This window comes from Undibacterium sp. (assembly GCF_030683615.1).
GTDB classification, from domain to species: domain Bacteria; phylum Pseudomonadota; class Gammaproteobacteria; order Burkholderiales; family Burkholderiaceae_D; genus Undibacterium; species Undibacterium umbellatum.
Map to the genome: position 1 here is coordinate 48033 of NZ_JAUXQE010000005.1, position 14167 is coordinate 62199.

The window sequence follows — 14167 nt, forward strand, 5'->3', positions numbered from 1 at the left end:
TGCGATGGTTTAGGGCGGAGAATGAATATGTTTAATCAAAACACAGCAACAATACAATCCAGCCTGGGTCAGGCTATGGCATTGACCAAAGTAAATGCGACGGGTGTCATTCAGGGCATGCTGCTGGAAATGCAGCTCACACAAAGCTTTACCAATCCCTCGGACAAAGAACATGCTGAGGTGTTGTACACCTTTCCTTTGCCCATCGATGCAGTTTTGCTGGATATAGAAGTCGAGCTGGATGGCAAGAAATTATCCGGTGTTGTCGTGCCCAGGAAAAAGGCAGAAATCGATTATGAAGAATCAATTTCTGAAGGTAATACGGCTTTCATGCTGCAAGAAAATGGCGACCGCAGTTACAGCCTCAGCATAGGTAACCTGGTCCCCGGCGAAGCTTGCACGTTGATGATGAGTTATGCGCAAAGCCTGCGTTTTTCCGAAATGGATGGCATGAACGCCTTGCGCATTTGTGTGCCCACCGTGATCGCACCACGCTATGAAATGACAGAAGCAGTTAGGGGGAGGAAGCAAAACCTGTTCGAGCGCTTGACAGCACCAAAACATGATGTGCGGGTTGAGTATCCTTTCGATATCACATTGCGCCTGGAAGGGGAGATAGCTGGCGCACGTATTGCCTCACCCAGTCATGCCATCAGTGTCATGCCCAGGGATGGCAGCGTGATGGTGAGTTTGTCGCGCAAGGGCAATCTGGATCGTGATTTTGTATTGTGTGTCGACCAGTTCAAACAGCAGGCTTTCAGCATACTGGGCCGTGATTTTCATCAAACTGAACATGTCGCTTTGCTGGCCAGTTTCTGCCCTCAAATTGCAACTGAAAATATGAGTGATGTGGCGGTGAAACTGCTGGTGGATTGTTCTGGCTCCATGAATGGTGACAGCATCAGGGCAGCGCGCACGGCACTGAAAGAAATTGTTGGGCAATTGAATGCAGGCGACCATATTTCCTTGTCGCGTTTTGGCAGCGAAGTCCAGCATCGCTCACCGGCGATGTGGAAATTTGCCAAGCCCAGCAAGACTGCAGCTCTGCGCTGGGTAGATGAACTCGATGCCAGTCTTGGCGGCACAGAAATGGCGCTGGCGCTGGAATCTACCTTTGCTATCCATTGCAGTGGGCGCAGTGACGTACTGATGATTACTGATGGCGAAATCGACAGTGTCGATAGCTTGATAGGAAGCGCCCGCGCTGCCGGGCAAAGAGTGTTTATCGTAGGCATAGGTTCCAGCCCGGCGGAAGTGCATCTGGAACGCCTGGCCAGGGCCAGTGGTGGCTCTTGTGAATATGTGGCACCGGGTGAAGACGTGGTGCCTGCCATCCTGCGCATGTTCATGAAATTGCGTTCGCCAGTCTGGCAAGATATCCGCATCAATACTGGCTTCTCCTGCCAGCCTTTGTGGTCAACGGCATTGCCTGCAAGCGTCTTCAAAGGCGAGACCCTTAACATGTTTTACCTCTTGCACGAAAAACCTTCTGGCTCAATGAAACTGTTTGCCCGCTTACCGGGCCAAGAGGAAATCGAGATAGGCCATCTGGAGTTGACTCAGTTGTTGCAATCAGAAACCAGTCTGTCACGTCTGGCTGCCGCGACTTATTTATCTGGCATGCAAGGGGTGGCGGGGCAAGAATCGATCGTGCAGGAACTGGCCGTGCAATACCAATTGATCTCTAAAGAAACCAGTTTCCTGATCGTGGAACAAAGGGCGGAAGAAGATAAAGCACTTGATATGCCTGCCCTGATAGAAGTGGCGCATATGTTGCCTGCAGGCTGGGGCGGCATGGCTGCTGTAGCTGCTGGAGCTGCCGCGTGTCCTCCATGTGCACCAGTAGCTACAATGGCGATGCCCAGTATTTCTGCGCCCGACGTGTTCCGTACAAGATCGATATCCAAAAAATTGTCGAAGCGTAGTCCGCCTGATGCAGTGGATGGCGATAGTTACATTTCCTTCGATATCAGTTGCAAACCTGATTCGCGCGTAGCGCGGCTGGAGATAGATGAACAAGCAATGCAGGAATTTTTTGACTATGCGAATGCCTTTGATGCTGCCAGAGTCTATCGCGAGGACATGCACTATCAAGGGCTGACACCTCTGGGCCTGACATTATTGCTTAGGTACTTTGATGAGCAATTGTGGCCGGTCAGTATTGCAGGGCTCAAGATCATGCAATTGGGGCAAGCCGTCATTGAATGGCTGGAGCTGGCAATCTGGGAAGACTGCAAGGACAAGTTGAGTAGCAGGGATGTAGCCAGGCTCTTTTTGGGTATCATGGCTGAACATGAAATGCTCGAAATGCTCCTGTCATCTACTGAGCCAAGCAAGGTTTTGCAGGAGAGCCCGGCAGAGCGCATGTCTGTTCAACAGTTACGGGGTGCATCGGCTGACCCGGTGGCGAGTGCTATGCTTGAGGGGCAGTTACGCAAAGCACTGCAAGGCCTGGACGCAAACAATTGGAGCGCTGCCATTTTCCTCATGGATATCGAGGCTTAAGGGGGAAGACAGAGCTAGACAGTATCCGTTTCCATGAAGCGGATACTGTCTAGCGATTGAAAGAGGGGTTTAAAATGTCAGCTTGCCCTGCCGCCACATGGTGGTCAGTGATACTGGCCAGAATGCAACCGGGACTATCATTACGGCTGCGGTGGCGGGATGGACCAGGACAGGGAATACTGCTGCCTGCAAGATACCATTCGGGATGTGCTTGCGAAATACCATGAAAGCGGCGCTCCTGACGTTTTTGTCTGTCAGCAGGTCTGGTAACTGCCATCCCATGCTGCGGTCCATTTCATTTGTCACACGGGCTGCCACCAGCCTTTCTTCATGATCTTCAGGCTCTGTTCTTTTCAATTGATAGATCTGGTCAGCGATCGCACGCAACTCCTGCGGGCGGCTGTCAAAGTGCGTGTCGTCGCTATACACCAGCATGGCTGGATGATCGTGTTCCCCTTCCTTGAACAAAAGGCTATTGGCCTGCACCAGTGCCGCCCAGACGATGTGACCTTCCTTCATCAGACGTCTTTGCTCAAGTATGGTTTCCAGCAAGGGTTCGTCATGTTCCATCCAGTCGGGTTTGTCTGCGGCTATTCTGTCGAGTATTTCAGCATCCATGCCGCTTCGGTTGCGACTGAGGTTGAGTTGCAATTCGGCGAGTATCCGGCTCATTTCTGTATCTGCTGGCCTGCCAGGGGTGTAGTACTGGCAGCGCTGGCGTTTTGCATCCGATTGTCGTTTGCCTGCAGGCACAGTTACTGCAGGGACGACCAGGCTGGTGGTAAAAGATGCACCATTTTCTGCTTCGCCCATGAAAGCCCACAGTGTATGTGGTGGACCCAGCCTGCCTATGGCCGTCACTTCCTGCCCTGGCTTTATCCATGCCGAGCTTAGTTCAAACCAGTCGACGAATTCAGAGGATGGATAATAAGTCTGCAATGAAGTCGCGAGCAGCCATTGGTCTGCTTCAAAATGAAAGTGGGCGAATTGCTGCACTCTAATTTTTTCGTTTGATATGTTTTTCAGACCAATCACGTAGACATCGTCAGTGTCACTGTCGCCCTGATATTTCTGCAAGCGGATAGTCGCGAAAGATTGCTCTTGTCGCAGCTCGGCGTCGCGGTACATGGTCCTGATGATTTTGTCTGCTGCAATGTGTTTTCTGACATCGTCGGGCAGCAGGCTGGCAAGTGATTCGCTGATACCTTCTGCATGCACGAAGCTGCCATTGGATGAGCGCACATAGTAACTGCGCATCTGGTGCAGATAAAAACAGGTGCTAGCTGGCGTAGCTGCGTTGTTCGCACTGTTTCCGTTGTTCTCGCCATTTTCTTCTATTGGGTGCTGGACATGGACCAGATTGCTATCCATGTCAGTGACCCGCAGCCATTGCAATCGCTGGTCTAATACACTTGCTATGTGAAACTCGTAGTCTGCATGTCGTTTGTAAAGTGTCAGCAACAGTCGCTGGGCCTTGCTGAGGACAGGCGGATACATGTCCTTGATGACTTTATACAAGCCCAGCACTGAATCTTCGCCATCCTGACCACATGCCAGTTGTTTGGCTACTTTGCTACAGGGAGAGAAGAGTTTGTCATCTCCGGTACGGATGACATAGTCATCGCCATGCCAGTCCCAATTGCCGCCTATGCTGCGGACTATGCACTGACCAACAAAGGCCCCGGCGAAGAGGATGATATTTTTGTGGTCTTGCGTGGAACCGTTTTTGTACGTGTTTTCCAAAAAATGATTGACCCAGCGCACGCCGCCGATGTCATAGTCTATCTCTATCTGGAAATGATCTCTGGCGATATTGCGCAATACTTCGGCATTGGCCAGCATGCCTTCATGCAAGCGGGCATGGGCTTGTTCCAGGGTTTCGGCTCTGGTGACATTGATGCCTGTCTTGATCTCTGTCCATTTGCCGCCCTGGCGCTGATAGAGTGAGGTAGTCAGCAAATGCTCTGCGCTCTCATGGGTGTGCCTGATGAGGTCTTTGAGCGCCTGTATCCCTTCTTCAGACTTGCTGTCGCAAAATGCCAGTGTATTGCGGTTGGGGATGGCGACCATGAAGCCATTCTCGGCCAGCGAGGCGAGTCGCTTGTCCCATAATTCACTGATCAGTAGTAGGCAGGCTTCAAAATGGCCATCCGTAGTGATGCTGCGTATGGGGCCGTTCTTGTGCATCTTTAAATGGGTAACGGACTTTTTCCATAAATTCTGCAAGCCAGTCCGGTAAAGATCTCTTGCTGTATAGCCTGCATGCTGCACATCATACTTTTTCAGATGGATGTGCTGCCCGTCTTCTATATGAACGTACACGATGTCCAGTCCCAGTCCGGCACCGGAAGCATGTTGATAAATCTCCTGATCCTCTGGAATATTGCTTGCTGCACCGGTGTCACCGTTAGCAGGCAGTTTGATGCAGGCAATGGCGTCATGATAAATTGAATTCATTAAAACTATCCAGAGGGTGGTTGTGGCACATACTGCTGGCCGTCAGAGCATTGGTAAGTGCGTCTGTCGACAGGTGAAAGCTGAGAATAATACCAAAATACCAAGGGCATGCCTGAAATCCCGCTAGGTTAGCAAGCATTTCAGCATAAATCTTCCAGCTAGGCTAATATCCTCGCCTTGAGCCGTGATCAGCTTATATGTGAGTCTATATCTATGAACAAGAAGTTTATTGCCCTGGCGCTGGTCCTGGGCGTGGCGTTTGCCGGTTTGGGTGTCTACGTAGGCAACCGCCAGATGGCACCCAAACCACCCGCAGACCAGGCCGTGGCCCAGTTGATGGCTCAGCAGTTCAAGGATAGCGAGGGCAAGAGCCAGACGCTGGCGCAGTGGCAGGGCAAGTTTCTGGTAGTTAATTTTTGGGCAACATGGTGCGCACCTTGCGTGCAGGAAATGCCAGAATTGTCTGCGTTGCAACAAGAGTTCAAGGGCAAGTCTGTGCAAATTCTGGGGCCAGGCATTGATAGTCCAAGTAATATTGCTGAATTTGCAAAAAAATACCAGATAAGTTATCCGCTGTTTGCTGCCGGCATGGAAGGCTCTGAATTATCGCGGAAGCTAGGGAATGCTGGTGGTGGTTTGCCATTTACTATTTTGATCAGCCCTGAGGGCAGGGTGGTGAAATCTTACCTTGGTCGCCTGAAGATGGAAGAATTACGGGCCGATATCACCAAATTTTCTTTGGAAAAATAGAAGTCGCTTCGGTTTTCCTTGCCAATCTGCGTCGATTAGCGGCAAAATGCGGCCATCTTCGTCAAATTGAATGTGACTATGGCGCGCAAACTGTTGCTGCTGAATGGCCCCAATCTGAACTTATTAGGCACGCGTGAACCCGCTACCTATGGTGTTACCACACTTGCCGAGATAGAATCAGCGGCACAAGCACAGGCCAGAGCAGTGGGCGCAGACTTGTCATTTTTTCAAAGTAATCATGAAGGCGCATTGATAGATCGTATCCATGCCGCCCGTAATGAGCAAGTCGATGCTATTATCATCAACCCTGGTGGCCTGACACATACCAGCGTTGCCTTGCGGGATGCCCTGGCTGGGGTTGCTATCCCGTTTATTGAAGTGCATATATCGAATGTACATCAAAGAGAAGCGTTCAGACATCATTCATACTTGTCTGCTATTGCCAGAGGGGTTATTTGCGGCCTTGGCACTGACGGTTACCGCCTGGCGATTGACTTTTCATTAAAAAATATTTAAATTCTCGTATCTTCGCGTAATTTGCTGATAATTTCAGTTTATTTCGTATATAATCCAAACTTCGGCGGCGATTTCCGGGCTGTTGTCCTGCTCAGTATTGCGCGTCCCAATTAATTCAGAACCACTTTTTTCAAGGGGATTCCACATGGATTTAAGAAAACTCAAGACCCTGATTGACCTTGTAGCAGAATCAGATATCGCTGAACTGGAAGTCACTGAAGGTGAAGGCAAAGTCCGTATCGTCAAATCTTCTGCGATGCCGCAAAACCAGGTAGTCATGATGCAGCAACCCCAGCATCAAATGATGCCAGCAGCTCCAGCCGCCGCGCCTGTGGCAGCCGCCCCGGTCGTGCCAGATGGTCATATTGTTAAATCCCCTATGGTTGGTACTTTCTACCGCTCCTCCTCCCCTGGCGCTGCTCCTTTTGCTGATATCGGCAAGAGCGTCAATGCTGGCGACACCCTCTGCATTATTGAAGCAATGAAATTGCTGAATGAAATCGAAAGCGATTTCAGCGGTACGATCAAACAGATTCTGGTTGAAAATGGTCAGCCTGTAGAATACGGCCAGCCGCTGTTCGTGATTGGCTGATCCAGGCGCGCGTGCGCGAACTGACTGCTCAAGCCTGCCCGTGTTGAGGGCAAACAGCGCTGAACAGGGTATTCTGCTCATGCAATTGCAACCATTGCCACCGCAAAGTTAAATCATGTTTGAAAAAATTCTTATCGCCAATCGTGGTGAAATCGCGCTACGTATACAGCGCGCCTGCCGCGAAATGGGTATCAAAACCGTGGTCGTGCACTCTGAAGCCGACCGCGAAGCAAAGTATGTGAAGCTGGCCGACGAATCTGTTTGCATAGGCCCGGCACCCTCGAATTTAAGTTACCTGAGCATGCCAGCCATCATCAGCGCTGCTGAAGTGACTGATGCCCAGGCTATCCATCCAGGCTATGGCTTTTTGTCTGAAAATGCCGACTTTGCTGAACGTGTAGAGCAATCCGGTTTTGTCTTCATCGGCCCGCGTGCTGAATCCATCCGTCTGATGGGTGATAAGGTATCGGCCAAGCATGCCATGATCAAGGCTGGGGTGCCATGTGTGCCAGGTTCTGAAGGTGCATTGCCAGACGACCCTAAAGTCATCGTGCAAACTGCCCGCAAGGTTGGTTACCCTGTCATCATCAAAGCTGCCGGTGGCGGTGGTGGACGTGGCATGCGCGTGGTGCATACTGAAGCCGCCCTGCTGAACGCGGTCACCATGACCAAGTCAGAAGCTGGTGCTGCCTTTGGTAATCCTGAAGTGTATATGGAAAAGTTTCTGGAAAACCCGCGTCACGTGGAAATCCAGATACTGGCTGATCAGCATGGTAGTGCCATCTGGCTGGGCGAGCGCGATTGCTCCATGCAACGCCGCCATCAAAAAGTCATTGAAGAGGCGCCAGCACCTGGCATCCCGCGCAAGATCATAGAAAAAATCGGTGACCGTTGCGCCGCTGCATGCCGCAAGATTAATTATCGTGGCGCAGGTACTTTTGAATTCCTGTACGAAAACGGCGAATTCTATTTCATCGAAATGAATACCCGCGTACAGGTTGAGCATCCGGTGACCGAGATGATCACCGGTGTCGATATTGTGCAAGAACAGATACGTATAGCTTTCAATGAAAAGCTGCGCTTCAAGCAAACCGATATCATGCTCAAGGGCCACGCCATTGAGTGCCGTATCAATGCCGAAGACCCGTTCAAGTTCATACCATCACCAGGCCGCATCACCTCCTGGCATACACCGGGTGGCCCTGGCATACGGGTGGATTCGCATGCATACGCTGGTTATTTCGTGCCGCCGAATTATGATTCCATGATAGGCAAGGTCATCGCCTATGGTGAAACCCGTGAACAGGCAATACGCCGTATGCAGATCGCCTTGTCAGAGATGGTGGTAGAAGGCATACAAACCAACATCCCGCTGCATCGCGAGCTGATGATAGATGCCCGCTTTATTGAAGGTGGTACGAATATTCATTACCTTGAGCATAAGCTTGCAGATATGCCGGAGTTGTCGAAGAAATCCAAGTAAGCCCTGATAAAGCTAAGCGCAACGCGATTTTGGGCCTGCGATGCTTACCGTACTTAAGTACGGCTGTGCTTCTCGACCCAAACTAGCGCTGCTCGCTACGCTTTCTCAGAGCTTTCTTTACGGTCGTAATGAGATAAAGAATTTGTAGCTCAGGTTTTATCTTCGGGAATAGACGGGATGCAAGAATTCCGTCAGAAAGAAGCACAGAGAAAACACAAGTTTTTCCCTGTGCTTTTGGCTTTGTTATAGAACCTCTGTGGTAAGCTTTTTGCTATTGAGATGTTTTAACGTATTAAATTAAATAAGCACCGCAATTCCAAATTGTTGAAGAGCACAGCGTTTATGTCGATGATGAATTTTTTCTCTTGATTTTCTCTGTGTCTCAGTGTCTCTGTGGTGCGCTCTTGGGTCTTGAGGTTTCTGGAAGTAATAACGTCGTATAAGAAAGTAGCAATATGGGCTGGATAGAAATAGTCATAGAAGTAGCGCGCGAGCAGGCTGAGGCTTTGTCGGATGCTCTGATGGATGCGGGTGCCTTGTCGGTTTCCGTAGAAGACGCCGATGAAGGTACGGATGCTGAACGACCGCTGTTTGGCGAACCCGGCATGGAGCCTGATGAAGCTGCCTGGGACCGCAGTCGCGTAGTTGCACTCGCTGATATCGACTCGGATCATGCTGAACTGGTGGCTGAAGCTGCCGCTGCCATCGGCCTGACTGTTGTGCCAGCCTACATCACCCGCAATGTGGAAGAGCAAGACTGGGTGCGACTGACGCAATCACAATTTGCCCCTATCCATATCGGCAAGAATATCTGGGTTGTGCCTAGCTGGCATGATGCGCCTGATCCTGATGCCCTGATCCTGGAACTTGATCCTGGCCTGGCCTTTGGTACTGGCAGCCATCCGACCACCAAACTATGCATGGAATGGCTGGAAGCGCATGCGCCCAAGGATCTGTCGGTGCTGGATTATGGCTGCGGTTCCGGCATTCTGGCCATGGTCGCCAGCAAGCTGGGAGCGGCCAATGTCATCGGTGTGGATATTGATCCGCAAGCCATAGAATCTGCCAACTTCAATGCTGAACGCAATAACTGCCAGATCGAATATGCGTTGCCAGAAGGTTTTGGTGCAGCCCATCCGGCATCGCAGAAATTTGATGTGGTCGTGGCCAATATCCTGTCCAGCCCCTTGAAGCTGATGGCACCGATGCTGGCTGGCCGTGTGGCATCTGGTGGGTCGCTGATACTCTCAGGCGTGCTGGCAAGGCAGGCTGAAGAAGTGGCAGAAGCGTATGCGCCTTTCATCAAGCTCACAGTCTGGGCTGAGCATGAAGGCTGGGTCGCGTTGTCGGGCTCTTTGAGTAACTGAGGCGACTATGGCACTGGCGACCCGCTGCCCCCACTGTCAGACTGCCTTCAAGGTAGCCAATGATCAGTTGAAGTTGCATGCGGGCCTGGTGCGCTGTGGCTCATGCCAGCAAACCTTTAATGCTGTTGAAAACCTGTTGCCTGGCGAAGGGCAAAAACCTGTACCTGTGCCAGCGGCCACCAAGCCAGCAAACGTGGCAAGCGCCACAAGTTTGACGGCTGCATCACCTGCCGTTGCTCCAGTGATAGCAGCGGCCAGTGTTAAACCAGTCACACCCGTTGCGCCAGCCAAGCCGCAAGTCAGTGCAGCACAGCCAATATCAGCACCAACAGCAAAACCTGTCATACCTGCTACTGTCAGCAAAGCTGTAGCAGAAAACAAAGCGGAAGCTAAAACGGAAGCCAAACCAGTAACAGAAGAATACCTGGCATCGCTGATAGAACCCGAACCGGATTTCGAGCAAACGCGGATTATTCCGCCGATCCCCGTTGCTCCTGTTGGCCGCTTTTTTCCGCCAGCCGCGCTGCCGGAAGACAACGCGATCTTGCCCGACAGTCTGGCGCCGCCTGAAAGACCTGCACCTGTAGGCAAACCAGGTAGTGCTACTGCCAGGCCAGCTACTGAAGTACTGGCCGCCATTAGCAAGGCAGAACTGGAATTTGAGGCAGAGACTTTTGACATGCCCAGGGATGTCAAGGCCGCAGTAAACCCAGTCCAGTCAATATCGCCAGCGCCAGTTGCCAGTACTATAGCTGCTCCACAATTGGTGAAGCCTGTCCCGGCAGCGGCAGAGCAATCTGCTGTAGCCAAGCACGTCGTTCACAAAGCCGAAGCAGTCTCCAGACAAGAGCCCACACTCGGTACTTCATCGGCACTCGATTTTGATTTGGGGGATGGCGGTTTCTTTTTGCCAGTTGAAGAAGTGCACGAGACCGATATTGCCCGTATGGAGCTGGAAACCCGGGCCGCGCTGATGGACCCGCCCACTGCCGACTGGTCAGTAAGTGAAGTGTCGGAAGAGACAAATGAAAAAATTGCCCAGACAAATGACAAGGCAGACGATAAGGCAAATGAGTTTGCAGCCACTGAAATGCTGTCAGCAAGCAGTATCAGCAAGGTGTGGCGTCACAAAGACCATGGCGATGTTGCCGAACCTGGCGATGCAGTTTCACTCAATGATGCTGTCGAAGAAGTAGCAGACAAGGAGCCGCATTTAGGGAATGCAGAATCTGCTCTGGCCAGGCAGGCTGCCATTAGTGAGGATTCCAGCAGCGATCCGGAAGTAGAGCAAGAAAAGCCCAATTTTGTCATCCAGGCAGAAAAGCAGCGTGGCCGCAAACGCATGGCCAATATCATGCTGGTGCTGATGATAGTCTTGCTAATGCCGCTCTTGCTGGCTCAGTCTGCCTACATTTTGCGCAATCATCTGGCGGCCCGTCTACCTCAAAGCAAGCCCTGGTTGCTGCAGGCATGCACCTATCTGAATTGCCAGGTGACTTTGCCTGCTCAGATAGAAAAGATAGTCGTCGATTCCAATGAATTGCAAAACCTGGCACCGGAACGCAATGTCTTTATGCTGGTCATGCAAATACAAAACCAGAGTGATGTGGCACAAACCTGGCCGAATATCGAACTGGTCCTGAACGACATCAAAGACAAGCCTCTGCTGCAGCGCGCCTTTACACCCGCTGATTACCTGACCGAAAAAGACAAGCTGGAAAAAGGCTTTGCCGCAGGTGGTGAACAAAACATCAAGCTGTATTTTGAACTGCCGGCAGTCAAGGCAGCGGGCTTTCATGTGGGTGTGTTTTATCCTTGAGATGCCATGATTTGCCGTGGCAATCGACCTGATGGAAATGGACGTGTTCAGCATGCATTTCATCGCTGAAGCCTGATTTTATTCCACGCAATACTGCAACCAAGCGCGGGTGTGGTGTCAGCCTCCTTCGTGTTGCCATGTGCATGGCAGATGATGTCTTCCATCGCCATGTCAAAAGTTTCTACTCTATCGATGTAACAAAATTTTACAAAAATGCTAATTTTATGTTATTTTTGATGTCTCTGCCAACACGGCTGGAAATTGTCAATAAGTCGGATAGATCACAAAGAATTCAGGCATGCAAATACAAACCGAGGCCACAGGTAGGTGGCAGCTTGCGCCAGAGAATCTGGCCGCCACGACTTTTCCAGAACATGCTGATGCGGCCGTCGCCGATTCTGCAGAGATCATAGAACAGCAGACTGAATACCAGCCTTCATTTACAGGCACAGGCAAAGAATACTTCCGCATCTGGATCGTCAATCTGTGCCTGAGTCTGGCAACCCTGGGTATTTATTCTGCCTGGGCCAAGGTGCGACGGCTCAAGTATTTTGACCGCAATACGCAGCTAAACGGAGCGGCCTTCAATTTTCATGGCGATCCTATGACCATATTTCGTGGCCGGATCATTGCAGTGCTACTGCTGTTTTGCTATCACTACCTGTTCACGTTTTCCAAAGCGCTGGCGCTCAGTCTGTTTGCTATTTTCTTGCTGGGTGTGCCATGGATGATGCGTAGTGCTTTGCGTTTCCGCTTGCGTAATACCAGTTTTATGGGCCTGCGTTGTCAATTTCATGGCACGCTAGCTGGCGCTTATGCTACCTACTTGCCGGTTGGCCTGGTGGTGTTATTGCCGGGTTTACTCGGTGTGTTGATACCACATAAGCCTGGCATCATGGTGTTCGCATTCATCCCTTATTTAAGCTGGCCCTGGTTGCATGCGCGCATGCGCATGTACCAGCACAACGGGCTTGCTGTTGCCGGAATAAAGAGTAGTTGCAGCCTTACCAAAGGGTCTTTTTTCCTGTCTTATTTCATCATTGGCCTGAGCTTGCTGATCTTTGTCATGCTGGTCGGTATGGGCACTGCGATCTTCTTTGCTTCCTTCAAAAATCATGCGGCAGAGAGCTATAGAATTTTTATGGAAGCCTATAGCTGGGTTTTGATTCCAGCGGGATTTCTGGTCGTCTTGCTTGCTTATGCCATCTTCCTCAGTGGCAGCACACTGCTGCAAGTCAAAATCTGGAATAAGTCCTGGAATGCCACTCGCTTCCCTGGAGTGGAAATAGACTCGCACCTGCCTTACATAGCCTATTATTTTCTGCAATTGAAAAACCTGTTCCTGACACTGCTGACGCTGGGTTTATACCGACCTTTTGCAGTGGTGAATGTTTACCGTTTCCGTTTGCAACATGTCAGTTTGAAAGCTGTTGGCCTTGAGCAATTACTGGCAATGCAGCATGCACAAGTTGCTCAGGCAGGAAAGTCAGGGCAGGTTGGTCAAGCCAGCGGCGACAGTAGTGCAGATTTGTTTGGTTTTGATTTGTCCTGGTAGAGAGCATTTATGATACAAGCACATTATTTTGATCATCGCCAGGCTATGCTGCATAAGGTAGTTCTGCATTTCCAAGCTAGCGGTATCAGTCTGACTGGAGAGGGCATCGACCGTCTGGTAGATAAAAACCAGATGCAACTGGAAGAACCTTTCCAGGATGCCCCCTGCATATTGAATTTTGCAGATGGCAGCCATTGCGAAATTTATGCGCAGGCCGACAAGCAAAATCTGCTGACCCACCTTGGCTACACACCATCTACCATACAACGCTGGCAGCACAAATGGCAGGCAGCCTTGCTGGCTATTATCGTCATGGCTGGCATCGTGTTCTCTGGGTATAAATGGGGGATGCCAGTATTGGCAGACAAGATCGCTTCGTTTGTTCCCGTCAGTTATGAGCGTGCGCTTGGTAGCGAGATCATCAATTTACTTGACCAGGTCCTGCTGAAGCCGAGCAAGCTTGATGACCGCACGATTGCGCAAGCCGAGCAATTAATTCGCCGCCTGCGTCCTGAAGATTCAGCTGTCCCTATTCATCTGGAAGTGCGTGATGCGCCAGAAATTGGTGCCAATGCCTTTGCCCTGCCGGGCGGGACGGTAGTCGTGACAGATCAGTTAGTCACGCTCATCGTTGGCAATAGTGGCAATCAATTGACAAATGCGCTGGCAGATGAATTATCAGGTGTACTGGCACATGAAATAGGCCATATACAAAACCGCCATGCCATGCGCCGCCTGGTGCACAAAGGTTTGGTCACTGTTGCTATGGGGAGTCTGTTCGGTGATTTTAGTTCAGTCGCAGCCCTTGCCCCGGCAGCTCTGGTCGGTCAGGAATACAGCCGGGAAATGGAAATCGAGGCTGATACCTATGCCATTGCCGCACTCACGGAAAAAGGTATTTCGTCCAAGCATCTGGCAAATGTGCTGGAAGACATGAGCAAGCGTCGCAAACGATCCGGGGTAGAGGCGACGCCCAAATGGTTACGAACCGTCTATGGCTACGCCTCCAGTCATCCGGCTACGGAAGAGCGTATCGCACGTTTCAGAGAAGTGGCGGCAGCAATGGAGCAGAAATAAGAAGGCAAGTTTAGTGGAGTAAAAGCAAATAGTAGCTTGTGTACGA

At 50.9% G+C, this 14167-nt stretch carries 10 protein-coding genes; 9 read left to right on the forward strand and 1 reads right to left on the reverse strand.

Annotation, left to right across the window (positions count from 1 at the left end):
* Positions 1-27 precede the first annotated feature (27 nt).
* Complete coding sequence (locus tag Q8K39_RS01545) at positions 28-2505, forward strand: VIT and VWA domain-containing protein (protein WP_305258027.1); 2478 nt, start codon at positions 28-30, stop codon at positions 2503-2505.
* A 69-nt stretch (positions 2506-2574) separates the two neighbouring features.
* Here Q8K39_RS01545 and Q8K39_RS01550 read toward each other — a convergent pair whose 3' ends face one another.
* On the reverse strand, positions 2575-4962 hold the full coding sequence (locus tag Q8K39_RS01550) for a hypothetical protein (RefSeq protein ID WP_305258028.1): 2388 nt from the start codon (positions 4960-4962) through the stop codon (positions 2575-2577).
* Positions 4963-5175: 213 nt separating this feature from the next.
* Here Q8K39_RS01550 and Q8K39_RS01555 point away from each other — a divergent pair, with 213 nt between their 5' ends.
* From Q8K39_RS01555 to Q8K39_RS01590, 8 genes are all read left to right on the forward strand, one after another.
* Positions 5176-5712: a TlpA disulfide reductase family protein gene (locus Q8K39_RS01555; RefSeq protein WP_186956228.1), complete on the forward strand. Its 537-nt coding sequence runs from the start codon at positions 5176-5178 to the stop codon at positions 5710-5712.
* A 78-nt stretch (positions 5713-5790) separates the two neighbouring features.
* Entirely contained in the window at positions 5791-6228 is a 438-nt protein-coding gene (gene aroQ, locus Q8K39_RS01560) for a type II 3-dehydroquinate dehydratase (protein ID WP_186956226.1), read from the forward strand.
* A gap of 145 nt (positions 6229-6373) precedes the next feature.
* Entirely contained in the window at positions 6374-6820 is a 447-nt protein-coding gene (accB, locus tag Q8K39_RS01565) for an acetyl-CoA carboxylase biotin carboxyl carrier protein (protein ID WP_186956224.1), read from the forward strand.
* 115 nt (positions 6821-6935) lie between these two features.
* Positions 6936-8303: an acetyl-CoA carboxylase biotin carboxylase subunit gene (accC, locus tag Q8K39_RS01570; RefSeq protein ID WP_186956222.1), complete on the forward strand. Its 1368-nt coding sequence runs from the start codon at positions 6936-6938 to the stop codon at positions 8301-8303.
* Positions 8304-8758: 455 nt separating this feature from the next.
* On the forward strand, positions 8759-9670 hold the full coding sequence (gene prmA, locus Q8K39_RS01575) for a 50S ribosomal protein L11 methyltransferase (RefSeq protein WP_305258029.1): 912 nt from the start codon (positions 8759-8761) through the stop codon (positions 9668-9670).
* A gap of 7 nt (positions 9671-9677) precedes the next feature.
* Positions 9678-11489 (forward strand): DUF3426 domain-containing protein, encoded by a 1812-nt coding sequence (locus tag Q8K39_RS01580; RefSeq protein ID WP_305258030.1) that lies wholly within the window; start codon positions 9678-9680, stop codon positions 11487-11489.
* A gap of 298 nt (positions 11490-11787) precedes the next feature.
* A complete protein-coding gene (locus Q8K39_RS01585) occupies positions 11788-13044 on the forward strand; it encodes a YjgN family protein (protein ID WP_305258031.1) in 1257 nt (418 codons plus the stop codon).
* 9 nt (positions 13045-13053) lie between these two features.
* Positions 13054-14121 (forward strand): M48 family metallopeptidase, encoded by a 1068-nt coding sequence (locus tag Q8K39_RS01590; RefSeq protein ID WP_305258032.1) that lies wholly within the window; start codon positions 13054-13056, stop codon positions 14119-14121.
* Positions 14122-14167: the final 46 nt, after the last annotated feature.